The following is a 23,760-nucleotide window of genomic DNA, read 5'->3' as shown; positions in this document are numbered from 1 at the left end:
ACCCCATGCAATCCCGGAAAGATTTCGACAAGATCGTGCACTGGACCCAGCTCCAGGCCCCGGATGGCCCCGGCTATCCCGACAGTGACGAACGCTTTTCCCTAGGCGCCGCCTTCGGCCGCCACTTCGGCTTCGCCCGCCTGGGCATCCACCATGAATGGCTGCCACCCGGCCGGCGCACCTCAAGGCCCCATGCCGAGGCCACCGAAGACGAATTCATCTATGTGATCGCGGGCCATCCCACCGCCTGGATCGACGGCCACGCCCACCGGCTCAAGCCGGGCGACGGCGTGGGTTTCAAGGCCGGGGATGGCGTCGCCCATACCTTCATCAACGAGACCGACGAGCCGGTGGAGTTGCTGGTGGTGGGCGATGCGGGCCGTACGGACAACCGGCTGCACTATCCGCTGCATCCGGAATACACCGCAGGCCTGGGGGACAGGCAGTGGCGGGATTATCCAGAGCGAGAGCTGGGGCCGCATCCGGGAGTGGCGATGTCGCCGCAAGAGGACGAATGCCCGTGAATCCGCCGCGACTGCCCGCCACCATCCACGCCAATGCCGGACTCCTCACCCAGCTGCAACTGGCACTCGATACCCGTCTCGCCTATGGAGAGCACTGGGTGGGCATTCGTACGCCGGACTGTCCCGACTATTACTTCGGCAACTATCTGCTGCTGGACCAGCGCCCTACCGCCGAGCAGCTAGTCGCCTGGTCAGCCGATTTCGAAGACCTAGTTGGTAGCCCAGAGCCTTTGGCCCACCGTGCGTTCGTCTGGCCAGAGCCACAAGCCGAAGGACCTCCGGCAGACCTGCCTGACGGCTACGATTATCTGCACCTGGTCTCGATGCGCCTGCCAGCCGACGCCGTACGGCAAGCTCCCGCGCTACCTGATGGATTGACGATCCGCCGCCTCGAGGAGGCCACCGATTGGCAACAGTGGTGTGAATTGCAGGCCGAAGTCACCCCAGGCAGCGAACACCCGGAGGCCCACCGACGCTATCTGGACTACCAGGCCCGGCGCTACCGCTCGCTGTGTGACGGCGGTCTGGGCGACTGGTGGGGCGTATTCGCTGGCGATGAGCTGCTGGCCTATCTCGGCCTCTATCGCTTCGGTCGACTGGGTCGCTTCCAGGCCGTCACCACTCGCCCGGACTGGCGCCGCCGCGGCCTCTGCCAGGCCCTGCTCGGCACGGTGCTCCAACGGCAGCGCGAGTCGGTGGAGGCCTTCGTGATCGTCGCCGAGGACGGGCATCAGGCTCAGCGGCTCTATGCCAAGGCGGGTTTCGTCCTGGAGGGTGGGATAGGTACCTTGCTGCGGACGGGGGTGGATGAGGGATAGAGGTTGGGTTCCATCGTGACGCAATTTCCACCGTCCAACCTTGCTTATCGCGGCCATGGGCCGCTCCTACGGGCTCCGAGGTAAGCATAGGAGCGGTGCATCGGCGGACCGCCATGGCTGCGAGGAAGCAAAACGCCAGAGCCTCCTGTTGACGCGTGGAAAACGCTACGCGGTTTTCCACCCTACACGAGGATCCCCGTTGCCTCCCCCTCTCCCCTTGGGAGAGGGCCGGGGTGAGGGTCGCCCACGAAAAAGCCCAAATGTAGGAGCGGCCCATGGCCGCGATAAGCCCAGCCTTAACGTGGAAAACGCTGCGCGGTTTGCCACCCTACACGGGGATCCCCGTTGCCTCCCCCTCTCCCCTTGGGAAAGGGCCGGGGTGAGGGTCGCTCCCACGAAAAAGCCCCGGCATGGCCAGGGCTTCTTGGAGGCATGACACCAAGCGCCTCGCTACTGCCTGGCCTGGGCCGCGCTCACCGCGGCGCGCAGCGCCAGCAGGTAGCTGTCCACGCCGAAGCCGGCGATCTGCCCCAGCACGATCTCGGCGAATACCGAGTGATGGCGGAAACTCTCGCGCGCATGGATGTTGGACATGTGCAGCTCCACCACCGGCACGGTGAGGATCGCCAGGGCGTCGCGGATGCCATAGCTGTAGTGGGTCCAGGCGCCCGCGTTGATCAGTACCGCGTCGACGCCCTCCTCATAGCCACGATGGATGCGCTCCACCATCGCCCCTTCGTGGTTGCTCTGGAAGCTTTCCACCTCGACGCCCAGTTCAGCACCCAGGGCCGCCAGCCTGGCGTCGATCTCGGCCAGGGTCACGGTGCCGTACTGCAGCGGATCGCGCTTGCCGAACATGTTGTGGTTGATACCGTGCAGCATCAGGATCTTCATGGATTCGCTCAGGTCAGGGGAAGGGTCAGCCGGTCGATGACCGGCCGGGTCTCGGGGCGCACGCCGCGCCACCAGGCGAAGGCTTCGGCGGCCTGTTCCACCAGCATCCCCACGCCGTCCGCCAGCTGCGCCACGCCCTGTTCACGGGCGAGACGCAGGAAAGGCGTCAGTCCCTTGCCGTAGGCGAGTTCATAGGCCAGCGCGGCCTGGGCGAAGACGCCTGCCGGCACCGGCGGCAGTTCGCCGACCAGACTGGCCGAGGTGGCATTGATCACCAGATCGAATGTCTCCCCTTCCAACGCCGCGTAGCTCCGCACGCTCAGCAGCGGGTGCCCGGTCTCCCGGGCTAGCTCAGCCGCCTTCCGCCCATCGCGATTGGCCATCACCAATTCCGTCGGTCCGGCGGCGAGAAAGGGCAGCAGGGCGCCACGCACCGCACCACCGGCGCCCAGCAGCAGGACCCGCCTGCCGACCAGGGGTTGACCGAGATTGACCTCGATGTCGCGCAGCAGGCCGATACCGTCGAAGTTCTCCGCCAGCACCCGGTCGCCCTCGAACTTCAGGGCGTTGGCCGCTCGGGCCAGGCGTGCCCTTTCGCTGGACTCGGTGGCCAGCTGGAAGGCCTGCAGCTTGAACGGTGCGGTCACGTTCAGGCCCTGCCCGCCCTGGGCGCGAAAGCGCTGCACGTCGCCGACGAAATCCTCCAGCGAGCCTTCGATGGCGCCGTATTCCAGGTCTTGCCCGGTGGTGGCGGCGAACAGGGCATGGATCAGCGGCGACTTGGTGTGGTTGATCGGGCGGCCAATCACCGCATAGTGGTCGGTCATGCGCAGGGCTCCTGGCTGAACAGCACGCCGTCGGCCTGCAGCCGGGCGATGTCTTCCGCGCTGTAGCCCAGGCTCTGGGCGACGGCAGCGTTGTGCTCACCGAGGTCCGGCGCCACCTGCCGGATGGTGGTGTCACAATCGGAAAAGCGGAATGGCAGATTGGGCATGCGCAGGGTGCCGAAGCGCGGGTGCTGCTGCTCCTGGATCATGCCGCGCGCCTTGATCTGGGGATCCTCAATCACCTCGTCGATGCGCTGCACCTTGGCACAGGGCACGTCGATCTCGTCGAGCAGGGCCAGCAGCCGTGCGACCGGATTGGCCGCCACCCAGGCCTTGACGACGGGCAGGATGGCTTCGCGATGGGCGTTGCGACCGGTGGAGGTGTGGAAGCGCGGGTCGCTGCCAAAGCCCGGCTGGTCCGCGTCCTGCTCGACCAGGGCGGCGAAGCGCTTCCAGGCCTCGTCCACCTGGGCAGCGATCACCAGGTCGCCGTCCTGGGCGCGAAACACGCCATAGAGGGTCGACGTAGGCATGTCGTGGCCGGTCTGCTGCGGCAGGATCTCGCCGCCGGACAGGGTGTAGCACTGCACCGCGTACTCGTGCATCGATACCAGGGTGTCGTACAGCGCCATGTCGATGTGCTGGCCGCGCCCGCTGGTGACCCGGCCCAGCAGCGCCGCGTTGATGGCGGCCACCGCATGGGCGCCGGTGTACATGTCGCCCAGGGAGATGCGCAGCAGCGGCGGCGCCTCGCCCGGCGTGCCGACCATCTGCATGATGCCACTCTTGGCCTCGGCGATCAGCCCGAAGCCGGCGCGATGGGCGTCGGGGCCGGTGTGGCCGTAGGCGGAAATCGAGCAATACACCAGTCGTGGATTGCGCGCCGAAAGCTCCGCGTAACCCAGGCCGAGCCGGTCAAGGGCGCCAGGTCGGTAGTTCTCGATGAAGACGTCGGCGCTGTCGCAGAGCTGCTGCATGAAGGCCTTGCCGCGCGGGTCCTTCATGTTGACGCTGACGCCCTGCTTGCCCATGTTGAGTTGCAGGAAGTAGCCGCTCTGCTGGTCATCCAGGACGAAGGCGTGCTGGCGCCCGGCATCGCCGCTGCCAGGACGCTCCACCTTGATCACCTCGGCGCCCAAGGCCGCCAGGCAGCGCCCCACATAGGGGCCGGCGAGGAAGTGGCTGTAGTCGATGACCCTCAGGCCTTGCAGCGGCAGTGGCTGGCTCATACGACGCCCTCCCGTCGCGGCACCATCAGCCGGTGTTCGCCGCGCTGGACCACTTCCCCCTTCTGGTTGATCAGCTCCGAGGGCAGCACCACGATGCCCCACCCCGGCTTGCTCTTGCTCGGACGCATGGACCCCACGCGCACCTTGACGTGCAATTCGTCGCCGACGCGGATCGGCAGGAGGAAGTCCCAGGTCCAGCCCAGCGACATCCCCGGCAGGAAGCGGTAGTCGCACCGGGTCTTGAGGCCGTCGGCGATGGACAGCCCCATCAGCCCGTGGGCAACCAGGCCGCCGAAGTGGCTGGCATTGGCATAGGCCTCGTCGACGTGGACCGGGGTATGGTCACCGGTGAGGTCGGCGTAGGCCAGGATGCGCTCCTTGGTGACCCGGTAGCTCGGCGTGAGCGCCTCGTCGCCCTCGCGGGCATCCTCGAAATATTTTTCTGGTACGGTCATGGTCGCTGTCACTCGGATTGGCGGGCGTTGACGGCCAGGGCGTCGTGCACGGCGCGGGCCGGCACCGCCTGGATGAACTCCAGCGCCAGGCCATCGGGCAGGCGCAGCCAGTTGGGGCCCTGGGGCAGCTGCTCCACGCCCGCGAAACGGCGGGCGGCGGCCAGGGCGGCGTCCAGGTCCTCGCACATCAGCCCCAGATGACCCAGGCGCCCTTCGGAGCCTTCGAAGTCCGGCTTGCTCATGAATTGCATCCCGCCCAGCGTCCAGTACTGACTGGGCTGTTCGACCGTGCCCTGCACCTCGCGCAGGGTCATGCCGAACACCTCGTGGAAGAAGCGGATATGCCAGTGGATGTCCTTCACCCAGATGGCCACGTGTTCCAGATAGGCCTTGGAAATGCTCATGGTGTGGCGTCCTCTTGTTGTCGGTCGGCCAGGGCGCGCTCGATACCCTTGATGCAAGCGACCAGGGTGGCGTTGACCGGCGTGGGCACGCGGTACTGCTGGCCGAGCCGCACCACCGCGCCGTTGATGAAGTCGATTTCGGTGATGGAGCCCTTCTGCAGGCTCTGCAGCAGGGAGGTCTTGAATGACGTCGGCAGCCCTTCGCGTGCCAGCTCCCAGGCCGCCTGGGGCTCGCGCAGGCCCAGCTCGACGCCGGCGGCACGGGCCACCGCGATGGCCTCGCCCACCGCTTGCAGCGCGATGTCACGCAGCTGCGGCTCGCTATAGAGCTGGCCATAGCTGAGTTGGGTGATGCCGGTGAGGGCACCGGTGGCGACGTTGACCAGCAGCTTGTCCCAGAGGGTGCCGAGGATGTTGCCGCTGACCGTGGTAGCCAGTCCGGCGTCCTCGAAGACGGCGGCGACGGCCTGGACGCGCGCCGAGAGCTGGCCGTCGAGCTCGCCGATGATCGTGCGCTTGCCCACGACCCCGCTGCGGATCCGCCCGGGGCCGAGCAGCACGCCGCCGACATAGGTCTTGCCGGCGATCACCCGCTCCTGGCCGACGATCTCGGCCAGCAGCTCTTCGTGACCGAGGCCGTTCTGCAGCGACAGCACCAGGGTGTGGGGACCGACCAGCGCCCGGGCATGGCTCATGGCCGCGGTGGTGGCGAAGGACTTGACCAGCACCACCACCAGATCGACCACCCCAACCGTCTCGGCGCTGACCGCCGCCCGCACCTGAACCCGGCGACGGCCATCGGCGGTCTCGATGTCCAAGCCGTCACGTGCCACCGCCTCGATATGGGCATTGGGCCGGTTGAGCAGCCAGGTCTCGTGTCCCGCCTCGCTCAGCCAGGCGCCAAAGGTGCTGCCCAGGGCGCCGGCCCCGAGGATGCAGATTTTCATGGATCGGGCTCCGTGTTTTCGCCCTACCCTAGGCCCGCGCCTGCTATTGAGCTATACAAAGGGCTCAATTCGCCCATCAGGAATCCTGATAATGCTGCCTACGGACGGCCTGCCCGACCCCAAGCTGCTGATGCTGTTCGAGGTGCTCTACCGCACCGGCAGCGTGACCCGGGCCGCCGAACAGCTCGGCCAGAGCCAGCCCACCATCAGCCTCTGGCTCGGCAAGTTGCGCCAGCAGCTGCGCGATCCGCTGTTCGTGCGCACGCCTGGAGGCATGAAGCCCACGCCGCAAGCCGAGGCCCTGATCACCCCGTGTCGCGAGGTGCTCGAATCCCTGCGCCGGCTGGTGGCCTGGGAGGTCGCTTTCGAGCCCGCCACCGCCCAGCGGCTGTTTCGTCTCTGCCTGAGCGATGCCAGCCACATCACCCTGCTGCCACGGATCCTGGCGCACCTGCGCGAGGTGGCGCCCGGTGTACGCCTGGAGGTCGCACGGATCGACGGCAATACCGAACAGGCGCTGGAGATCGGCGAAGCCGACCTGGCGATCGGCTTCATTCCCTGGCTGGGCGGCAGTCTCTATCAGCAGCTGCTGTTTCCCCAGGACTGGGTCTGCCTGGTCAGCGCCAGCCATTCCCGCCTCGGCGAACGGCTGACGGCCGCGGCCTACGGCGAAGAGGGCCATGTGCTGGTCAGTGCCGGAACCGGGCAGAAGCTGCTGGAAGCGGGCCTGGTGCGCGCAGGGGTGCAGCGCCGCATCGTGCTGGAGCTACCCGGCTTTCTGGGCGTTGGCGCGGTGGTCGGCAACTCCGACCTCATCGTCACCCTGCCACGGCACATCGGCACCACCCTGGCACAGACCTACGGCCTCAGGGTCCACGAATGCCCGGTGCCGATCGACGGCTTCGCGGTCAGGCAGCACTGGCACGCGCGCTATCACCAGGATGCCGGCAATCGCTGGTTGCGCGGGGTGCTGCTGGAGCTCTTCGGCCACGGTCGCTAGCGCGGGAGCCGGAAACGAAAGAGCCCCAGCGCGGGGCTGGGGCTCTTGGGCAGGACGCCTGGACGATCAGTTGTCCAGGGCCGGGCGCTGGCCGGAGATGGCGATGCGCTTGGGCTTGGCTTCTTCCGGGATCACCCGCACCAGTTCGATGCTCAGCAGACCGTGCTTGAGATCGGCACCCTTCACCTCGATATGGTCGGCGAGGCGGAAGGACAGCTTGAAGGCGCGCTGGGCGATGCCCTGGTGCAGGAAGGTCACGCTCTCGGCGCTGTTTTCGCGCCGGCCACCCTTGACGGTGAGCACGCCACGCTCGACTTCGATGTCCAGGTCATCTTCCTGGAGACCGGCGGCGGCGATCACGATGCGATACTGGTCGTCACCGTGCTTCTCGACGTTGTAGGGCGGATAGGAGCTGCCAGCGTCGTTGCGCAGCGCGGATTCGAACAGGTCGTTGAACCGGTCGAAGCCGACGGAATGACGGAACAGCGGGGCCAGGGACAGTACATTGCTCATGGTGAATCTCCTGATAGGTTCAGCAAGTTTCGGTATTGCCTGCGGGACCCGACTTCGGCATCCCGCACGAACCTAGATAGGAATTCCCCAAAAAATTTCAAGGGCGAAACCCGACGAACGGTAGCGCCGCTATTTCTTCTTCGGCTCGCGCTTTTTCTTCTTGGCCGCGGTCAGCGGCAGCGCCTGCTCGAAGGCCGAGCGCACCTCCTGCAGGCGGCGCTCCTTGAGGTCGTGGATGCGCTTGCCGCGCTCGGTGGTGAAGTCGATGAGGTTGCTGTCGTCGCTCATGTCGCTATCCGGCGAAAGGTGAGATTCAGCCGCAACCCACTGGCTTTGCGGGTCTTGGCGATCTGGTGCTGCCAATGATGCTGGGTCGCGCCGGCCATGACCAGCAGGCTGCCGTGACCGAGTTCCAGGGAATGGCCGATACGGCTGGTGCCCTTGCGGCGAAAGTCGAAGCGCCGCGCGGCCCCGAGGTTGAGCGAGGCGATCAGCGGATTGGCGCCGAGACTGGCCTCATCGTCGCTGTGCCAGCCCATGGAGTCCTGGCCGTCGCGATAGCGATTGAGCAGCACGCCATTGAAGCCCTGGCCGCAGGCCGCCTCGACGGCTTCGCGAATCCGCTGCAGCAGCGGTGTCCAGGGCAAGGCGGCGTGGTCCAGGCCGGCGTAGCCATAGATCACCCCGGGATCGGCGTACCAGGCCACCTGCCGCGGCACCGGATGCCAGCGCCCGTACACCCGCACCTGCGGCTGGCTCCAGGGGGTTTCGGCGTCGAGCTGCCGCAGCCAGGCGTCGGCGGTTTCCGCCGGCAGCCAGTGCGGCTGGAAGGCCAGTTCGGCGTTGTCCAGCTCCAGGCGCTCGACCATGGCTATACCCGCAGATCCACCTGGACGCCCACCTGCTCCGGCTCTTCCAGGGCCTGGGCGCGCTCGGCGCCGAGCCCCTGGCGCAGGGCTTCGCGCTGGCGGCGGCGACGACGCGCCTCGCGATCCAGGGTGGCCTCGTCCTCCAGGGGCGCGTGCGCGGTCTCGGCCGCCGCCTGCACGGGCGCTATGGGGGCGATGGCCGGACGCACCGGAGCGGGATCCAGCTGGTTTGGCGGGGTCACGCCAGGCGGCGGAATGACAGGGATCATGACGGGGACCTCGAATTCGCGGACTGCGGCAAAGAGCGCGTTAGGCTTCTGACTCCGCTTTCGCTAAAATAGCCGGCTTTTTGATAGCTGGGGAGAAGCTTCCACATGGCGTCGCATCAACCGGGACAACGCTGGATCAGTGACAGTGAGGCCGAACTGGGCCTGGGAACCATCCTGGCCCTGGACGGCCGCCTGCTCACGGTGCTCTATCCAGCCACCGGGGAGACGCGTCAGTATGCCCAGCGCAACGCCCCGCTGACCCGGGTGCGCTTCGCCCCGGGCGACGAGGTGACCCATTTCGAGGGCTGGAAGCTCACCGTGCGCGAGGTCTCCGAAGCGGATGGCCTGCTGACCTATCACGGCTTCACCGCTGAGCGCGAGGCACGCAGCGTGCCCGAGGCCCAGCTGTCGAACTTCATCCAGTTCCGCCTGGCCAGCGACCGCCTGTTCGCCGGACAGATCGACCCCCTGCCCTGGTTCGGCCTGCGCTATCACACCCACGAGCACCGCAACCGCCTGCTGCAGTCCAGCCTCTGGGGCCTCGGCGGCACCCGCGCCCAGCCGATCCCGCACCAGCTGCACATCGCCCGCAGCGTGGCCGACCGGGTCGCCCCGCGCGTCCTGCTGGCCGACGAAGTGGGCCTGGGCAAGACCATCGAAGCCGGCCTGGTGATCCATCGCCAGCTGCTCAGCGGTCGCGCCAGTCGCGTGCTGATCCTGGTTCCGGAAAATCTCCAGCACCAGTGGCTGGTGGAGATGCGCCGCCGCTTCAATCTGGAAGTGGCGCTGTTCGACGCCGAGCGCTTCATGGCCAGCGAAGACGGCAATCCCTTCGAGGACGCCCAGCTGGCGCTGGTCTCCCTGGACTGGCTGGTGCGCGACGAAAAGGCCCAGGATGCCGCCTTCGCCGCCGGCTGGGACCTGCTGGTGGTCGACGAAGCCCACCACCTGGTCTGGCACCCCGAGGGCGCCAGCCGCGAATACAGCCTGGTCGAGCAACTCGGTGAGGTCATCCCCGGCGTGCTGCTGCTCACCGCGACCCCCGAGCAACTGGGCCAGGACAGCCACTTCGCCCGCCTGCGCCTGCTCGACCCCAGCCGCTTCCATGACTTCGCCGCCTTCCAGCAGGAGTCCCAGCACTACCGCCCGGTGGCCGAAGCCGTGCAGGAACTGCTCGACGCCGGCGCCCTGAGCCCGGCCGCCCAGGACGCCATCGGCGGCTTCCTCGGACAGGAAGGCGAGACCCTGCTGGCCGCCGCCGCAGCCGGCGACGCCGACGCCCGCGCGCGGCTGGTGCGCGAGCTGCTGGATCGCCATGGCACCGGGCGCGTGCTGTTCCGCAACACCCGGGCCGCGGTCAAGGGCTTCCCCGAGCGCGAGCTGCACGCCCACGCCCTGCCCTTCCCGGATGCCTATCTGGACGAGGGCGTCATGCCTGGCCAGTCGCTGCAGCCGGAAACCGAATTCGCCCCGGAAGACGACAACGATCGCTGGTGGCGTCACGACGGCCGCGTCGAGTGGCTGATCGACACCCTCAAGGCGCTCAAGCCGCACAAGGTGCTGGTCATCTGCGCGCGCATGGAAACCGCCCTGGATCTGGAAGACGCCCTGCGGCTCAAGTCCGGCATTCCCGCCACGACCTTCCACGAAGGCATGAGCATCCTCGAACGCGATCGCGCCGCCGCCTACTTCGCCGACGAGGAATTCGGCGCCCAGGTGCTGATCTGCTCCGAGATCGGCAGTGAAGGCCGCAACTTCCAGTTCGCCCATCACCTGGTGCTGTTCGACCTGCCGGCCCACCCGGACCTGCTGGAGCAGCGCATCGGCCGTCTCGACCGGATCGGCCAGCGCCACACCATCCAGCTGCACGTGCCCTATCTCGAAGGCAGCCGCCAGGAACGCCAGTTCCAGTGGTACCACCAGGCGCTGAATGCCTTCCTGGCCACCTCGCCGACCGGCAGCGCCCTCCAGGCGCGCTTCGCCAGCGAACTCGACGAGCAGCTGGCCGGTGGCGACGACGCCACCTGGCAGGCGCTGCTGGAAGAGGGTGCCCAGGCGCGCGCCGCGCTGGAGACGGAACTGCACAACGGTCGCGATCGCCTGCTGGAACTCAATTCCTCGGGCGCCGGTGCCGGCGAGCAGCTGGTCGAGGACATCCTCGAGCAGGACGACCAGTTCGCCCTGCCGATGTACATGGAAGAGCTGTTCAACGCCTTTGGCATCGACAGCGAGGACCACTCCGACAACGCCCTGATCCTCAAGCCCAGCGAGAAGATGCTCGACGCGGGCTTCCCCCTCGGCGACGACGAAGGCGTGACCGTCACCTACGATCGCAACGTGGCCCTGGTTCGCGAAGACATGCAATTCCTGACCTGGGAGCACCCCATGGCCCAGGGCGGCATGGACCTGGTGATGTCCGGCTCCATGGGCAACACCGCCGTGGCGCTGATCAAGAACAAGGCGCTCAAGCCGGGTACCGTGCTGCTGGAGCTGATCTACATCAGCGAGGCGGTGGCGCCGCGCGCCCTGCAACTGGGCCGCCACCTGCCGCCGCTGGCGATCCGCTGCCTGCTGGATGCCAACGGCAACGACCTGGCGGCCCGGGTGGCCTTCGAGACCCTGAACGATCAGCTGGAAAGCGTGCCGCGTACCAGCGCCAACAAGTTCGTCCAGGCCCAGCGCGACTCCCTGGCCAAGCTGATCGGCGGTGGCGAAGACAAGGCCCTGCCCCGCCACGAGGAACGCGTCGCCAAGGCACGCCAGGCCTATGTCTCGGGCATGGACGAGGAAATCGCCCGCCTGGAAGCCTTGCGCGCGGTCAACTCCAGCGTCCGCCAGGACGAGATCGATCGCCTGCGCCAGCAGCGCGAGGAAGGCCTGACCTACCTGGACAAGGCCTCGCTGCGCCTGGAAGCCATTCGGGTGCTGGTGGCGGGTTGAGTTGAAGGCTTCGCTAGCGAGGCCCTTCAATCGCGGCCATGGGCCGCTCCTGCAGGACCGTAGGAGCGGCCCATGGCCGTGATCGATCACTGCGCCTGGTCGTAGGTTGGGTTGAGTCGGCTCCATCGTCGAAGCCCAACACACCGCGGTGGTCGGATATTTCGCTGTTGGGCTTCGCTGGCGCTCAACCCAACCTACGGTACCGCTCAACCCCGTAGCGTGGAAAACGGCGCAGGCTTTTCCACTGGGCGTCGTAGCCAAGGGCGCCCCCACCCCAACCCTCTCCCGAGGGGAGAGGGTTGGGGTGGGGATGGGCGTTCAGCTGCATCACCCCCGGCAAGCTCCTGATCGATCACCGCGCCTGGTCGTAGGTTGGGTTGAGTCGGCTCCATCGTCGAAGCCCAACGAGCGGAGTCAAATCCGCCTGCGTTGGGCTTCGCTGGCGCTCAACCCAACCTACGGAACCGCTCAGCCCCGTAGCGTGGAAAACGGCGTAGCCTTTCCACTGGGCGTCGTAGCCAAGGGCGCCCTCACCCCAACCCTCTCCCGAGGGGAGAGGGGACTGCTCGGGTAGGCGCTTGGCTACCACACCCCAGCAAGCTCGTGATCGATCACCGCGCCTGGTCGTAGGTTGGGTTGAGACGGCTCCATCGTCGAAGCCCAACACACCGCGGTTGTCGGATATTCCCCTGCTGGGCTTCGCTGGCGCTCAACCCAACCTATGCAAGACCCTCACGCGGCCAGGGTCGCGCCACCGTCCACCACGATGTCCTGCATGGTGATATGGCTGGCCAGGTCCGAGGCGAGGAAGAGCACGGTGTTGGCGATCTCGTCGGGCTGGGCGATCTTGCGCAGCGGGATGCCCAGCTTGAAGTCTTCCGGCAGGCCGTCCACCAGGCGCTGATAGCCCTCGGGCGAGCCGAGCATGCCGGCCAGCATGGGGGTCGCCGTGGAACCCGGCGAGACCACGTTGCAGCGCACGCCCGACCCGGCCAGTTCCAGGGCCACGCAGTGACTCAGGGACACCAGCGCCGCCTTGGAGGTGCAATAGCCGGCCATCTGCAGGCGCGGCACATGGGCGGCGTTGGAGGCGATGTTGACGATGGCGCCCTGGCCCTGGGCCTTGAACAGCGGCACCAGCTGGCGGAACAGGTAGAAGGGCCCGGAGACGTTGACGTCCAGCAGCGCCTGCCAGTCGTCCAGGCTCAGGCTGTCGCTGGTGCCCAGGCGCAGCACGCCAGCACCGTTGACCAGCACGTCCAGACGGCGTTCTTCAGCCAGCAGCGCCTGGCAGACGTCCTCGACCTGGGCCGCGTCGGCAACATCCAGCAGCTGGGTGCGGAACGCATAGCTGCTCTCGGCGAAGTGTCGGTCGAGTCCGACCACCTCGGCACCCGCCGCCTGGAAGCGGCGCGCCACCTGCAGTCCGATGCCCTGCCCCGCGCCGGTCACCCAGACGCGCTTGCCGGTGAAATCCAGTTGCGTCATCGGGAGCTTCCTCAGGCGCGCGCGCGCAGCAGATCCAGCCAGCCCTGCAGGGTCGGCTGGGCGGCGAGATCGGCGAAGGTCACGGGCAGGCCGCGCTTCTGCCACTCGCCCACCAGGGTCATGACCTGCACCGAATCCAGGCCGAAATCGGTGAGGTTGTCGTCCAGCGCCGGCTCTTCGTCGTCGGCGTCCAGCAGCGGCTGGACCTGGGCACGCAGCCAGGCTTCGTCCAGGGTTACCGCGCCGCCGGTGACCTGGGCGGTGCTGAGGGTACTGCCGCAGCGAGTGGCCACGTAGCGCAGCGCCATGCGGTGCTCTTCCTCGCTGAAGTCGGCCACGGCGTCGCCGATCAGGAAGGCCTGGATGTCTCTCATGAAGGCGTCGGTACAGGTGGTCAGGCAACCGATGTGGGCATAGACGCCGCAGACGATCAGCTGGTCGCGGCGCCACTCGGTCATCAGGTCCTGCAGGTTGGATCTATGGAAGGCGCTGTAGCGCCACTTGGTCAGCACCACGTCGTCGCCCTTGGGCGCCAGCTCCGCTACCACCTGCTGCAGCGCGGGATCGGCCTGGGTCAGGCCCGGGCCCCACATGTCGTTGAGCAGGGCGCGGTCGGCCGGCGGCTGGTCCGTGGGCTGGGCGGTGTAAACCACCGGCACGCCCTGGGCATCGGCCCAGGCGCGCAGCGCGGCGATGTTGGCCACCACCTGGTCGATCAGCGGGCTGCTGTCGCCATAGAACTCGACGAAATAGCGCTGCATGTCGTGGATCAGCAGCACGGCGCGGTCGGCGGCGGGTGTCCAGTCGACCTTGTTGGCGGGAAAGCCGTCGGGCTGGGGCAAGGGATAGGAGGCAAGACGGGGAATAGCCATGGGAAACCTTAGGAACGCTCGGTGGAAGGGGTCTGCAGCTGCTCGCGCAGGCGGCGCTTGTCGATCTTGCCGACGGCGGTGAGCGGCAGCTGGTCAAGGAATTGGAAACGGTCGGGCAGCTTGTACTCGGCCACGCCCTGCTCGCGCAGATAGCGACGCAGCGCCACCGGCTTGAGTGCCGGATCGCTAACCACCAGGCAGGCGCAGCTCTTCTCGCCCATCAGCTCGTCGGCGATGGCGACCAGGGCGGCGTGGGTGATGCCGGGATGGCGCAGCAGCAGTCCCTCGATCTCGGCGGCGGCGATCTTCTCGCCGCCACGGTTGATCTGGTCCTTCACCCGGCCGACCACCTTGAGATAGCCGTCGGCATCGCGCTGGACCACGTCGCCGGAGAAATAGAAACCCTCGGCGTCGAAGACCTGGGCATTGTGCTCGGGGCTGCAGTAGTAGCCGCGGAAGGTGTAGGGACCGCGGGTGGACAGCAGACCGGGCTCGCCGTCGGGCACCGGGTTGCCCTCCTCGTCGGTGATGCGCACCTCGTCGTCAGGACTCATGGGGCGGCCCTGGGTGGTGAAGATGCGCTCGGGCTCGTCGTCCAGGCGGGTGTAGTTGACCAGGCCCTCGGCCATGCCGAACACCTGCTGCAGCTGGCAGCCCAGTTCCACGGGCACGCGGCGGGCCTGGGCCTCGGCAAAGCTGGCACCGCCCACCTGCACCACGCGCAGGCTGGCCAGCCGGGCGCGCTGCTCGGGTGCGGCGGCGGCCTGCATCCAGAGCGCTACCGCTGGTGGTACCAGGGCCACCCAGTCCACCTGATGGCGTTCGATCAGCGCGAAGCAGCGCAGCGGCTCGGGATCGCGAGCCATGACCACACAGCCACCGGCGATGAAGACGCCCAGGGCACCGGGCGAGCTGAGGGTGTAGTTGTGGCCCGCCGGCAGGGCACAGAGAAAGCGCGTCGCCGGGGTCAGGCGGCAGATCTCGACGCTGCGTCTGAGGCTGTAGTAGTAGTCGTTGTGGGTGCGCGGGATCAGCTTGGGCGTGCCGGTGCTACCCCCGGAGAGCTGAAAGAAGGCCACCTCGCCACCGGCGGTAGGCGTCAGCTGAAAACCGTCCAGCGGGGTATCCAGACGCTGCTGCAGGCTGCGTGCGTCGTCGGCGCCATCCAGCAAGACCTCGCTCAGGCCCGGCGCCACGTCGCGCAACTCGCCGAGGAAGTTGTCGTCGCGAAACAGATTGTGCTCGCGGGAGGCGATCAGCAGCCGGGGCTGGATCTGCTGCGCATAGGCGAGCAGCTCCAGCTTCTGGTGACTGAACAGGGCGTTGACCGGGGCGATGCCGGCCTTGAGCAGGGCGAAGAACACCACATAGAACTCGGCCACGTTGGGCAGCTGCACCAGGGCGGTGTCGTGAGGGCGCAGCCCGGCGGCCTGCAGGTGGGCGGCCAGGCGACTGGAGCGCTCGTCCAGCTCGGCATAGCTCAGCTGCCCCTCGCCACAGAGGATCGCCGGCGAGTCCGGCAGGGCCGCGCGGCTGCGCGCCAGGATCTCGGTCATCGGCAGGTCGGGCCAGTAACCCAGGGCGCGATAGCGGGCCGCCAGGTCTTCCGGCCAGGGGGTGAATTCCAGACTCACGTGGGGTTCTCCTCGTCGAGCAAACCACAGGCGGCACGCATGGTGCCCAGTTTGGCGGTGACCTCGGCCCACTCCGCCGCCGGATCCGAGGCTTCGACGATGCCGGCGCCGGCGAACAGCCGCAGCCGGTCGTTCTGCACGGTGCCGCAGCGGATGGTGACCACCCACTCGCCGTTGCCCTGGGCATCGCACCAGCCGACCATGCCGGTGAACAGGCCGCGGTCGAAGGGCTCGATGCGCTGGATCAATTGCCGTGCCGCCGCCGTGGGAAAGCCGCAGACGGCCGGGGTCGGATGCAGGCGGCAGGCGAGCTGCAGCGCCGAGGTGCGGCTGTCGGCCAGTTCGCCGTCGATGGCGGTGGACAGGTGCCACATGGCGTTGGTGCTGAGCAGCGAAGGCCCTTCGGGCACGTCCAGCCGGCTGCACAGCGGCGCCAGCTGCCGGCGGATGTCCTCGATCACCAGGCGGTGCTCGTAGTGATCCTTGCTGGACTCCAGCAGGTCGCGGGCGACGCGCTGGTCTTCCTGCGGATCGGCGCGACGCTTGGCCGAACCCGCCAGCGGATTGGTATGGACCTGGGCGCCCTGCTTGCGCACCAGCAACTCGGGGCTGACTCCGACCAGTTCGCCCCCCTCGGCGGTGGGGATGCGGAACTGATAACCGGTGGGATTCTGCCGCGCCAGATTGGCGAGGATGGCCTCCACGTCGGCGGGCTCCGCCAGGTGGATCTCCTGGATCCGCGACAGCACCGCCTTGCTCAGCTCGCCGCGGCGGAAGGCCTCGATGGCCTCCTCCACCGCCAGGCAGAAGCCGTCCGCACTGGGCAGGTTGCGCACCTCGCGCACCTGCGCCGGGGCGACCGGTGCGCTGCTGACCGGCGCCGGGCGGGTCATCCAGGCGTGCTCCCGGGGCACATAGAGACAGGAGGGCCTGGTGGTATCGAAGGGAATGGCGCCCATGATCACCGGTTCGGCGATACCGGCCTGGCGGGCACGGGCGAAGGCCTCTTCCACGGCGTGGAGGAACAGGCTGTCCCGGTGCGCACCGCCGCTGGCCGGTGTCTCGACCCGGGCGCAGATGCCCCGCCCCTGCAGGACGAGATCACCTGACTGGAACAGGAATGCCGCCTGTTCCCGACGATCGGCAGCGACTTCTTCGACCACCTCGGCCCTCTTGCTCGTCATTTCGATGAACCTCTACACGAATGATAATGCTTATCAATAAGCAGAAGCTAACGTACCGGATAGCGGGAAGTCAATTCGTTAGGGACCGAACGATATTCCCGACTATCCCGCAAGCCCTTGTTTTAAAGAAGGAATATCCACCGGGCGGAAGCTCGCCTGGAGGGGATCTCCTGTCATTCCCGGTCGGCGGACCGACGGTATGGCCGGAACGACTTGCTGCCAGGAGGCGCTTCTTTGAAAATGAGAGTGATTATCTTACAACCGGAAGGCGTTCATGTTCAGCTTGTCGTCAGTGTTTCGCATTCTCACCCTCCTGGCCCTCGCGACCCTGGCACTGGGTGGTACCGCCCGGGCGGCGGACTGGCCCCGGCAGATCAGCGCCGACGGCAGCCAGGTCAGCCTGCCCGCCAAGCCGCAACGCATCGTCTCCACCAGCGTCACCCTCACCGGCTCCCTGCTCGCCATCGGCGCGCCGGTGGTGGCCAGCGGTGCCACCTCGCCCAACAACAGATTCGCCGACGACCAGGGCTTCCTGCGTCAATGGGGCACGGTCGCCAAGCAGCGCGACGTGAAACGCCTGTATATCGGCGAAGCCAATGCCGAAGCCGTGGCCGCCGAGGTACCGGACCTGATCCTGGTCAGCGCCGCCGGCAACGACTCGGCGCTGCGCCTGGTCGAGCAACTCAAGGCCATCGCCCCGGTGCTGGTGGTGGGTTACGACAATCGCAGCTGGCAACAGGTGGTGGAGCTGCTCGGTCAGGCCACCGGCCGCGAGGACGCCGCCCGCAAGGTGGTCGCCGACTTCGACCGGCGCGTCGCCGATCTCAAGGCGCGTCTGCAGCTGCCGCCACAACCGGTGTCGGCCTTCGTCTACAACCCGGCGACGCGCCAGGCCAATCTCTGGACCGCCGCCTCCTCCCAGGGTCAGTTGCTGGAAAGCCTGGGCTTCAAACTGGCGGCGCTGCCGGCGGGACTGGAGACCGGCCATAGCCAGGGGCAGCGCCACGACATCCTGCAACTGGCCGGTGAAAACGTCGCCACCGGTCTCACGGGCCAGACCTTCCTGCTGTTCGCCGCGGATGCCAAGGAAGCCGAGGCGGTACGCGGCAATCCGCTGCTGGCGCACCTGCCGGCGGTCAAGGACAACCGTGTGGAAGCCCTGGGCGCCGAGACCTTCCGTCTCGACCCCTATAGCGCCAACCTGCTGCTGGATCGTCTGGAACAGCGCTACGCCAAGCCCTGAACCGGGCAATAGTGGAAACGCCGCGCGCTTTTCCTCGCTACGCCAGGCCTTGAGCACCCGTAGCGTGGACAACGGCGCAGCCTTGTCCACTTGTTCCCGCCATGAGCCCCAGTGGAAAACGCTGCGCGGTTTTCCACGCTACGCCAGATCTTGAGCACCCGTAGCGTGGACAACGGCGCAGCCTTGTCCACTTGTCCCTGCCATGAGCCCCAGTGGAAAACGCTGCGCGGTTTTCCACGCTACGCCAGGCCTTGAGCACCCGTAGCGTGGACAACGGCGCAGCCTTGTCCACTTGTCCCCGCCATGAGCCCCAGTGGAAAACGCTGCGCGGTTTTCCACACTACGCCAGGCGCACCGGAGCGGATCAGGCGCCGAGGCTTTCGGCCCGGCGCAGGCCGCGGGCCAGCGCCCAGCAAAGGGCGGCCACCCCGGCGGCGACCAGGCCGAAGACGCAAGCGGCCTGCGCCGGCAGCATCAGACTTGCCAGGCCGCCGAACAGCGCCGCGCCGAGGGCCTCGCCGCCGATGTTCTGTGCCGTCCACAGCGCATTGATGCGCCCCAGCAGGCGATCCGGGGTCAGGCGCTGGATCAGCGCGTACTGCACCAGGGAATTGAGCGCGCCCAGATAGCCGAACAGCACCAGGCACAGCGCGGACAGCCAGAAGCCGGGCAGCAGCGCGAACATCGCCACTGCCAGAAAGGTCGCCACCGCGGTCATCAGCAGGGTACGCCCGGGGCGTGGCGCCTGGTTCAGTCGGCCACTGGTGAGGGCGCCGATGGCCGCGCCCAGGGGCGCGGCGGCATAGAGCCAGCCCAGGTGTCCGGTATCCAGCCCCCAACTCTCGCCCAGCGACGGATAGAGCACCCGCACCGCATTCGCCATGGTCACCAGGGCGCCGACCAGGGCAACCGCGCCCAGCAGGCGGTTCTCGAACAGGAAGGCGATGCCGCCGCCCAGGGCCTCCCAGGGCGTCTCGCGCGGCTGCTCGGGCGGCGGCAACGGAGGCAGGCGCAGCAGCACCAGCAGGGTGATCAGGGTGCCGCAGGCAGTCAGGCCGTAGTTCCAGGCCACGCCGCTCTGGGCGATCAGCAGGGTACCCAGCGGCGGGGCGACGATGGCCGCCACCCGCACGCTGAGCATGTTCAGGGCACCGGCCTGCACCATGGATTCACGACCGACCAGGATCGGCGTGACCGCCAGCAGCGCGGTCACGCCGAGGGCGCCAAAGAAGCCATCCCACAGGGCCAGCAGGTAGATGGCGGTCAGCGACGGCTCGGGCAGGCTGGCGTTGACTGCCAGGCCGACGAAGCCCAGGCCGCAGATGGAGCGGGCCGCCAGGATCAGGCGGCGTCGTTCCAGGCGGTCGGCCAGCACCCCGCCGGTGAGCAGGCCGACGAACATGCCGATGCCGGCCATGCTCAGCGCCAGGCCTACCTTGAGTGGCGAGTCGGTCAGGGCCTGGACCTGGATGGGAATCGCCACGGCCAGCAGGCCTAGGGACAGCACGGACACCAGGCGGGCGATGAACAGGGTGCGAAAGGCGGCGTGGGACCTGAGCAGGCCGAAGTCGAGCAGGAAGGACGTCTTGGACATGAATCACCGGAAAAACACAGGGGACGCTATCGAGCCGCCGGGGCAAGGCTGTTAGCATGTAATACAGACTATCATGTGTTAATACGCCTTGTTCTCATCCACTCCCCTCCCCGTCGGTCGCCGCGGATGACCAGGCGCCGCCTCTTCATCCTCGGCTGCGCCGCGTTCCTGCTGCTCCTGGTGATGGCTGCCAGCCTGGCGCTCGGCGCCACCGCCATCCCGCTGGCCGACGTCTGGCAGGCACTGGGCCAGGGCTGCAGCGAGCCGGCCTGCCTCATCGTGCGCGAGGCGCGGCTGCCGCGGACCCTCGCCGGCCTGCTCGCCGGGGCGGCGCTGGGGGTGGCCGGCACCCTGATGCAGGCGCTGACGCGCAATCCCCTGGCCGACCCCGGCATCCTCGGCGTCAACGCCGGTGCCAGTTTCGCCGTGGTGCTGGGCATCGCCCTGTTCGGTGCCAGTGGTCCCGAGCAGTACCTGGGCTTTGCCTTCGGCGGCGCCCTGCTGGCCAGCCTGGTGGTGCTGCTGGCCGGCATCGCCGGTGGCGGCGGCTTCAATCCCATGCGCCTGGTGCTGGTCGGGGTGGCCCTGGGCGCCATGCTCGAAGGCGTCAGCTCGGGCATCGCCCTGCTCGATCCCCAGGTCTACGATCAACTGAGATTCTGGCAATTCGGCTCCCTGGACGTGCGTCAGCTCGAGCTGCTGCGCAGCGCCAGCCTGCCGGTGCTGGGCGGCGTGGTCATCGCCCTGCTGCTGGCTCCGGCGCTCAACGCCCTGAGCCTGGGCAGCGATCTGGCCGTGGCCCTCGGCACCCGGGTCCGCCAGACCCAGTTGCTCGGTCTGCTGGCCATCACCCTGCTCTGCGGGGCCGCCGCGGCCGCGGTCGGACCCATCGCCTTCGTCGGCCTGATGGTGCCGCACCTGGGTCGCTGGGCCATCGGCGAAGACCATCGCTGGCTGCTGCCTTTTGTCCTGCTGTTCACCCCCGGTCTGCTGCTGAGCGCCGACATCGTCGGCCGTCTGCTGGTCACCAATGAGCTGCGCGTCTCGGTGGTGACCGCCTTCCTCGGCGCGCCGCTGCTGATCTGGCTGGCGCGTCGCCAGCGCCAGGGAGGTCGGGCATGAACCGCCCCGGTCGCCTGCGCCTGCCCGGCGTGCTGTTCGCCCTGCTCGGCGGCGCCCTGTTGCTGGCGCTGTTCGCCCTGGGCAGCGGCAGCCTGGCCCTGAGTCCTTCCCAGGTACTGGCCGCCCTGCTCGGCGAGGCGCCGCGCGGCATCGAACTGGTGGTCACCCAGTGGCGCCTGCCGCGGGTGGCCCTGGCGCTGCTGATCGGCGCCGCCCTGGGTCTCAGCGGCGCGCTGTTCCAGTCGTTGTTGCGCAATCCCCTCGGCAGCCCGGACATCATGGGCTTCAACACCGGCGCCTACAGCGGCGTGCTGGTCGCCCTGGTGCTGTTCCAGGCCAGCATCCTCTGGAGCACCACCGCTGCCCTCATCGGCGGCCTGCTCAGCGCCGCCCTGGTCTATGCCCTCACCTGGCGCGGCAGCGGCGTGGATACCCTGAGACTCATCATCGTCGGCATCGGCGTGCGCGCCCTGCTGATGGCGCTCAACACCTGGCTAATCGTCCACGCCTCCTTGGAAGCCGCCTTCAGCGCCGGCCTGTGGAGCGCCGGTTCGCTCAACGGCCTGACCTGGGCCAAGGCCTGGCCGGCGGTGGTCTTCATCCTGCTGGCGGGGGCCGCCAGCCTGGCGCTGAGTCGCCGGCTGTTCCTGCTGGAGATGGGCGACGACACCGCCTGCGCCCTGGGCGTGCCGGTGGAGCGCACCCGCTTGTCGCTGCTGGGCCTGGGCGTGGTGCTCACCGCCGCCGGCACCGCGGTGGCCGGGCCGATCTCCTTCATCGCCCTGGCCGCGCCGCAGATCGCCCGCCGCCTGACCGGCACCCAGCGCCTGGCGCTGCCCGCCGCCGCCCTGACCGGCGCGGTGCTGCTGCTGGGTGCGGATCTGCTCGCCCAGCGCCTGTTCCTGCCCTATGTCCTGCCGGTCGGCCTGGTCACGGTGAGCCTGGGTGGGCTCTACCTGATCGGCCTGCTCATCTGGGAGTCCCGCCGCTCATGAACGACGCCCCCGCTTCGCGCCTGCACGCCGAGCGCCTGACCCTGGGCTACGGCCGCAAGCTGATCGCCGAGGACCTGTCGCTGACCATACCCGATGGCGAGCTGACGGTCATCATCGGTCCCAACGGCTGCGGCAAGTCGACCCTGCTGCGCACCCTCAGCCGGCTGCTGGCGCCCAGCCAGGGCCAGGTCTGGCTGGACGGCCAGGCGATCCAGAGCTATCGCACCAAGGAAGTGGCCCGTCGCCTGGGGCTGCTGCCGCAGAGCTCCCAGGCCCCGGGCGACATCTCGGTGCGCGACCTGGTGGCCCGCGGGCGCTATCCGCACCAGACGCTGTTCGGTGGCGTGCGCGCCGACGACGAGCGCGCGGTGACCCACGCCATGCAGGCCACCGGCGTCTTCGAACTGGCCGACCGGGCGGTGGACACCCTCTCCGGCGGCCAACGCCAGCGGGTATGGATCGCCATGGCCCTGGCCCAGGAAACCCCGCTGCTGCTGCTCGACGAGCCCACCACCTGGCTCGACATCACCCACCAGATCGACCTGCTGGAATTGCTGGAAGACCTCAATCGCCAGCAGGGCCATACTCTGGTGATGGTGCTGCACGACCTCAACCACGCCTGTCGCTACGCCACCCATCTGGTGGCCATGCGCGACGGCAAGGTGCTGGCCACCGGCCGCCCGCGCGAGGTGGTCACCCCCGCGCTGATCAAGGCGGTCTATGACCTCGACTGCCTGATCATCGACGACCCGGTGGCCGGGACCCCCATGGTGGTGCCCCTGGCGCGGCGCTAGGGTCCGGCGAGCATCCAGTCCCGGAGCAACTGCCCATAGAGCTCGGTGCCCTCCTCCAGTCGTTGCACCTCGCAGTATTCGTCCACCTTGTGCGCCATGCTCGGCTCGCCCGGCCCCAGGATCAGGGTGGGCGGATCATTCAGCGCGGGCAGCAGCACGGCAGCATCGGTGAAGTAAGGCACCACACTGGCGGGCAGCGCCTCGCCATGCAGGGTGGCACAGCGCTCGAAGACCTGCCGCACCCAGGCGTCGCCCATATCGGCGCAGACACCGGGCAGATCCACCAGGACCTCCAGCTCCAGATCGCTGCCCAGGTGCTCGGCCAGTCGCCGCTGAATGTCGGCATGGTCCAGGTTCGGTGCTGTCCGCAGATCGAGGGTGAAGGAGGCACGATCCGGCACCGAGTTGATGTTCAGCCCCCCGCTGACGGTTCCCACATTGAGCGTGGGTTGCCGCATGAGCGGATGCGGCGGGCCGATGGCGAAGGTGCGCGCCTGGCCAATGGCCTCGGCCAGGCGGTAGATGGCGTTTTCCCCTTCCTCGGGCATGGCGCCGTGGGCCGTTCGGCCATGAGCCGTGCAGCGGAGCCAGAAGGCGCCCTTGTGCCCCAGCACCGGTCGATTGGCGGTTGGCTCGCCCACCAGTAGCGCGCCCAGGTCGCCGAGCAGGTGCGGCGCGTCCCGGCACAGCGCCCGGGCGCCGTCACAGCCGGTTTCCTCACCGCCGGTGAGCAGCAGCCGGACGCCAGGCCCCTGGGCGATGACGTCGCGATTGCGCTGGCAGGCGACGATGAAGGCCGCGATGCCCGCCTTCATGTCGCTGGCGCCGCGACCATAGAGGCGCCCTTCGGCCACCTCGCCGGCGAAGGGGCCGTGGCGCCAGGTGCCATTGCCCAGGGGCACCACGTCCAGGTGTCCGGTAAAGCCCAGCGGCTTGCCCGCCCCACGCCCTGGCAGCCAGGCCACCAGGTTGCAGCGTCGCTCGCCGAAACGCTGCAACTCGCAGTGGAAGCCTGCCTCGCGGAGCATCGTGACCAGGAACTGCGCACAGGCTTCTTCATCGCCTGGCGGATTGAGCGTGGGAAACCCCAGGAGCGCTCGGGTAAGAGCCAGAGGATCGTCGAGCATCGGTGATCTCCAGTCGGA

General features: G+C 68.1%; 24 protein-coding genes. 8 read left to right on the top strand and 16 right to left on the bottom strand.

Annotated features, from left to right (window positions below; translation table 11 throughout):
* Positions 1 to 5: 5 nt before the first annotated feature.
* Together PVZ77_RS06095 and PVZ77_RS06090 are read left to right on the top strand one after the other, a co-directional pair.
* Entirely contained in the window at positions 6 to 524 is a 519-nt protein-coding gene (locus tag PVZ77_RS06095; RefSeq protein WP_273805924.1) for a cupin domain-containing protein, read from the top strand.
* Positions 515 to 1,342 (top strand): GNAT family N-acetyltransferase, encoded by an 828-nt coding sequence (locus PVZ77_RS06090; protein WP_273805923.1) that lies wholly within the window; start codon positions 515 to 517, stop codon positions 1,340 to 1,342. The genes PVZ77_RS06095 and PVZ77_RS06090 overlap by 10 nt, the downstream gene beginning before the upstream one ends.
* Positions 1,343 to 1,792: 450 nt before the next feature.
* Here PVZ77_RS06090 and aroQ read toward each other — a convergent pair whose 3' ends face one another.
* From aroQ to PVZ77_RS06060, 6 genes are read right to left on the bottom strand one after another with little or no spacing between them, the layout of a single operon-like run.
* Positions 1,793 to 2,236 carry a type II 3-dehydroquinate dehydratase gene (gene aroQ / locus PVZ77_RS06085; RefSeq protein WP_273805922.1) on the bottom strand — a complete coding sequence of 148 codons (444 nt, stop codon included), beginning with the start codon at positions 2,234 to 2,236 and terminating at the stop codon, positions 1,793 to 1,795.
* A gap of 8 nt (positions 2,237 to 2,244) precedes the next feature.
* Complete coding sequence (gene aroE / locus PVZ77_RS06080) at positions 2,245 to 3,063, bottom strand: shikimate dehydrogenase (protein WP_273805921.1); 819 nt, start codon at positions 3,061 to 3,063, stop codon at positions 2,245 to 2,247.
* Entirely contained in the window at positions 3,060 to 4,292 is a 1,233-nt protein-coding gene (locus PVZ77_RS06075) for a CaiB/BaiF CoA transferase family protein (RefSeq protein WP_273805920.1), read from the bottom strand. Before PVZ77_RS06075 ends, aroE begins: the two co-directional genes overlap by 4 nt.
* Positions 4,289 to 4,747, bottom strand: a complete 459-nt coding sequence (locus PVZ77_RS06070) for a MaoC family dehydratase (RefSeq protein WP_273805919.1) — start codon at positions 4,745 to 4,747, stop codon at positions 4,289 to 4,291. Before PVZ77_RS06070 ends, PVZ77_RS06075 begins: the two co-directional genes overlap by 4 nt.
* A gap of 8 nt (positions 4,748 to 4,755) precedes the next feature.
* The gene (locus tag PVZ77_RS06065; RefSeq protein WP_273805918.1) at positions 4,756 to 5,151 is read right to left on the bottom strand and encodes a VOC family protein; all 396 of its coding nucleotides are present in this window, start codon (positions 5,149 to 5,151) and stop codon (positions 4,756 to 4,758) included.
* A complete protein-coding gene (locus PVZ77_RS06060) occupies positions 5,148 to 6,098 on the bottom strand; it encodes a ketopantoate reductase family protein (RefSeq protein ID WP_273805917.1) in 951 nt (316 codons plus the stop codon). Before PVZ77_RS06060 ends, PVZ77_RS06065 begins: the two co-directional genes overlap by 4 nt.
* A gap of 91 nt (positions 6,099 to 6,189) precedes the next feature.
* Here PVZ77_RS06060 and PVZ77_RS06055 point away from each other — a divergent pair, with 91 nt between their 5' ends.
* Positions 6,190 to 7,098, top strand: a complete 909-nt coding sequence (locus PVZ77_RS06055) for a LysR family transcriptional regulator (protein ID WP_273805916.1) — start codon at positions 6,190 to 6,192, stop codon at positions 7,096 to 7,098.
* A 66-nt stretch (positions 7,099 to 7,164) separates the two neighbouring features.
* Here the strand turns inward: PVZ77_RS06055 and PVZ77_RS06050 are convergent, their stop codons facing one another.
* The 4 genes from PVZ77_RS06050 to PVZ77_RS06035 form a co-directional block, all read right to left on the bottom strand.
* Positions 7,165 to 7,611: an Hsp20 family protein gene (locus PVZ77_RS06050; protein WP_017642155.1), complete on the bottom strand. Its 447-nt coding sequence runs from the start codon at positions 7,609 to 7,611 to the stop codon at positions 7,165 to 7,167.
* Positions 7,612 to 7,740: 129 nt separating this feature from the next.
* On the bottom strand, positions 7,741 to 7,899 hold the full coding sequence (locus PVZ77_RS06045) for a hypothetical protein (protein ID WP_273805915.1): 159 nt from the start codon (positions 7,897 to 7,899) through the stop codon (positions 7,741 to 7,743).
* Complete coding sequence (locus PVZ77_RS06040) at positions 7,896 to 8,480, bottom strand: alpha-ketoglutarate-dependent dioxygenase AlkB family protein (protein WP_273805914.1); 585 nt, start codon at positions 8,478 to 8,480, stop codon at positions 7,896 to 7,898. Before PVZ77_RS06040 ends, PVZ77_RS06045 begins: the two co-directional genes overlap by 4 nt.
* Positions 8,481 to 8,482: 2 nt before the next feature.
* Positions 8,483 to 8,749, bottom strand: a complete 267-nt coding sequence (locus tag PVZ77_RS06035; RefSeq protein WP_273805913.1) for an aspartate-semialdehyde dehydrogenase — start codon at positions 8,747 to 8,749, stop codon at positions 8,483 to 8,485.
* A gap of 105 nt (positions 8,750 to 8,854) precedes the next feature.
* Here PVZ77_RS06035 and rapA point away from each other — a divergent pair, with 105 nt between their 5' ends.
* On the top strand, positions 8,855 to 11,689 hold the full coding sequence (rapA, locus tag PVZ77_RS06030) for an RNA polymerase-associated protein RapA (RefSeq protein WP_273805912.1): 2,835 nt from the start codon (positions 8,855 to 8,857) through the stop codon (positions 11,687 to 11,689).
* A 732-nt stretch (positions 11,690 to 12,421) separates the two neighbouring features.
* Here the strand turns inward: rapA and dhbA are convergent.
* The 4 genes from dhbA to PVZ77_RS06010 are packed head-to-tail and all read right to left on the bottom strand — an operon-like array spanning position 12,422 to position 16,867.
* Positions 12,422 to 13,177, bottom strand: coding sequence for a 2,3-dihydro-2,3-dihydroxybenzoate dehydrogenase (gene dhbA, locus PVZ77_RS06025; protein WP_443218034.1), 756 nt, complete (start codon positions 13,175 to 13,177; stop codon positions 12,422 to 12,424).
* An 11-nt stretch (positions 13,178 to 13,188) separates the two neighbouring features.
* On the bottom strand, positions 13,189 to 14,049 hold the full coding sequence (locus tag PVZ77_RS06020; RefSeq protein WP_273805911.1) for an isochorismatase family protein: 861 nt from the start codon (positions 14,047 to 14,049) through the stop codon (positions 13,189 to 13,191).
* Positions 14,050 to 14,057: 8 nt separating this feature from the next.
* Positions 14,058 to 15,683: a (2,3-dihydroxybenzoyl)adenylate synthase gene (locus PVZ77_RS06015; RefSeq protein WP_273805910.1), complete on the bottom strand. Its 1,626-nt coding sequence runs from the start codon at positions 15,681 to 15,683 to the stop codon at positions 14,058 to 14,060.
* Positions 15,680 to 16,867: an isochorismate synthase gene (locus tag PVZ77_RS06010; RefSeq protein ID WP_273805909.1), complete on the bottom strand. Its 1,188-nt coding sequence runs from the start codon at positions 16,865 to 16,867 to the stop codon at positions 15,680 to 15,682. The genes PVZ77_RS06015 and PVZ77_RS06010 overlap by 4 nt, the downstream gene beginning before the upstream one ends.
* Before the next feature lie 274 nt (positions 16,868 to 17,141).
* Between PVZ77_RS06010 and fepB the strand changes: the two genes are divergently transcribed.
* On the top strand, positions 17,142 to 18,110 hold the full coding sequence (gene fepB, locus PVZ77_RS06005) for a Fe2+-enterobactin ABC transporter substrate-binding protein (RefSeq protein ID WP_273805908.1): 969 nt from the start codon (positions 17,142 to 17,144) through the stop codon (positions 18,108 to 18,110).
* A gap of 364 nt (positions 18,111 to 18,474) precedes the next feature.
* Here the strand turns inward: fepB and entS are convergent, their stop codons facing one another.
* Positions 18,475 to 19,704, bottom strand: a complete 1,230-nt coding sequence (gene entS, locus PVZ77_RS06000) for an enterobactin transporter EntS (protein ID WP_273805907.1) — start codon at positions 19,702 to 19,704, stop codon at positions 18,475 to 18,477.
* Positions 19,705 to 19,830: 126 nt separating this feature from the next.
* Between entS and fepD the strand changes: the two genes are divergently transcribed.
* Genes fepD through PVZ77_RS05985 form a run of 3 tightly spaced genes read left to right on the top strand, consistent with a single transcriptional unit; the run spans position 19,831 to position 22,615 of the window.
* Entirely contained in the window at positions 19,831 to 20,826 is a 996-nt protein-coding gene (gene fepD, locus PVZ77_RS05995; protein ID WP_273805906.1) for a Fe(3+)-siderophore ABC transporter permease, read from the top strand.
* Positions 20,823 to 21,821: an iron-enterobactin ABC transporter permease gene (fepG, locus tag PVZ77_RS05990; protein WP_187979750.1), complete on the top strand. Its 999-nt coding sequence runs from the start codon at positions 20,823 to 20,825 to the stop codon at positions 21,819 to 21,821. The genes fepD and fepG overlap by 4 nt, the downstream gene beginning before the upstream one ends.
* Positions 21,818 to 22,615, top strand: coding sequence for an ATP-binding cassette domain-containing protein (locus PVZ77_RS05985; RefSeq protein WP_273805905.1), 798 nt, complete (start codon positions 21,818 to 21,820; stop codon positions 22,613 to 22,615). The genes fepG and PVZ77_RS05985 overlap by 4 nt, the downstream gene beginning before the upstream one ends.
* Here PVZ77_RS05985 and PVZ77_RS05980 read toward each other — a convergent pair.
* Positions 22,612 to 23,742 carry a M20 family metallopeptidase gene (locus PVZ77_RS05980; protein WP_273805904.1) on the bottom strand — a complete coding sequence of 377 codons (1,131 nt, stop codon included), beginning with the start codon at positions 23,740 to 23,742 and terminating at the stop codon, positions 22,612 to 22,614. The genes PVZ77_RS05985 and PVZ77_RS05980 overlap by 4 nt on opposite strands.
* Positions 23,743 to 23,760 lie beyond the last annotated feature (18 nt).

Source organism: Pseudomonas sp. SHLD1 (genome assembly GCF_028640935.1).
GTDB lineage: Bacteria > Pseudomonadota > Gammaproteobacteria > Pseudomonadales > Pseudomonadaceae > Chryseomonas > Chryseomonas aestiva.
This window is presented reverse-complemented; position numbering and strand designations above follow the sequence as displayed.

Coding starts and splice junctions, on each gene's coding strand:
- PVZ77_RS06020 (WP_273805911.1), bottom strand. CDS start 14,049: ATGGCTATTCCCCGTCTTGCCTCCTATCCCTTGCCCCAGCCCGACGGC.
- PVZ77_RS06065 (WP_273805918.1), bottom strand. CDS start 5,151: ATGAGCATTTCCAAGGCCTATCTGGAACACGTGGCCATCTGGGTGAAG.
- dhbA (WP_443218034.1), bottom strand. CDS start 13,177: ATGACGCAACTGGATTTCACCGGCAAGCGCGTCTGGGTGACCGGCGCG.
- entS (WP_273805907.1), bottom strand. CDS start 19,704: ATGTCCAAGACGTCCTTCCTGCTCGACTTCGGCCTGCTCAGGTCCCAC.
- PVZ77_RS06070 (WP_273805919.1), bottom strand. CDS start 4,747: ATGACCGTACCAGAAAAATATTTCGAGGATGCCCGCGAGGGCGACGAG.
- PVZ77_RS06045 (WP_273805915.1), bottom strand. CDS start 7,899: ATGAGCGACGACAGCAACCTCATCGACTTCACCACCGAGCGCGGCAAG.
- PVZ77_RS06050 (WP_017642155.1), bottom strand. CDS start 7,611: ATGAGCAATGTACTGTCCCTGGCCCCGCTGTTCCGTCATTCCGTCGGC.
- fepB (WP_273805908.1), top strand. CDS start 17,142: ATGTTCAGCTTGTCGTCAGTGTTTCGCATTCTCACCCTCCTGGCCCTC.
- PVZ77_RS05980 (WP_273805904.1), bottom strand. CDS start 23,742: ATGCTCGACGATCCTCTGGCTCTTACCCGAGCGCTCCTGGGGTTTCCC.
- aroQ (WP_273805922.1), bottom strand. CDS start 2,236: ATGAAGATCCTGATGCTGCACGGTATCAACCACAACATGTTCGGCAAG.
- fepD (WP_273805906.1), top strand. CDS start 19,831: ATGACCAGGCGCCGCCTCTTCATCCTCGGCTGCGCCGCGTTCCTGCTG.
- PVZ77_RS06060 (WP_273805917.1), bottom strand. CDS start 6,098: ATGAAAATCTGCATCCTCGGGGCCGGCGCCCTGGGCAGCACCTTTGGC.
- PVZ77_RS06010 (WP_273805909.1), bottom strand. CDS start 16,867: ATGACGAGCAAGAGGGCCGAGGTGGTCGAAGAAGTCGCTGCCGATCGT.
- PVZ77_RS06035 (WP_273805913.1), bottom strand. CDS start 8,749: ATGATCCCTGTCATTCCGCCGCCTGGCGTGACCCCGCCAAACCAGCTG.
- fepG (WP_187979750.1), top strand. CDS start 20,823: ATGAACCGCCCCGGTCGCCTGCGCCTGCCCGGCGTGCTGTTCGCCCTG.
- PVZ77_RS06075 (WP_273805920.1), bottom strand. CDS start 4,292: ATGAGCCAGCCACTGCCGCTGCAAGGCCTGAGGGTCATCGACTACAGC.
- aroE (WP_273805921.1), bottom strand. CDS start 3,063: ATGACCGACCACTATGCGGTGATTGGCCGCCCGATCAACCACACCAAG.
- PVZ77_RS06090 (WP_273805923.1), top strand. CDS start 515: ATGCCCGTGAATCCGCCGCGACTGCCCGCCACCATCCACGCCAATGCC.
- PVZ77_RS05985 (WP_273805905.1), top strand. CDS start 21,818: ATGAACGACGCCCCCGCTTCGCGCCTGCACGCCGAGCGCCTGACCCTG.
- PVZ77_RS06040 (WP_273805914.1), bottom strand. CDS start 8,480: ATGGTCGAGCGCCTGGAGCTGGACAACGCCGAACTGGCCTTCCAGCCG.
- PVZ77_RS06055 (WP_273805916.1), top strand. CDS start 6,190: ATGCTGCCTACGGACGGCCTGCCCGACCCCAAGCTGCTGATGCTGTTC.
- rapA (WP_273805912.1), top strand. CDS start 8,855: ATGGCGTCGCATCAACCGGGACAACGCTGGATCAGTGACAGTGAGGCC.
- PVZ77_RS06095 (WP_273805924.1), top strand. CDS start 6: ATGCAATCCCGGAAAGATTTCGACAAGATCGTGCACTGGACCCAGCTC.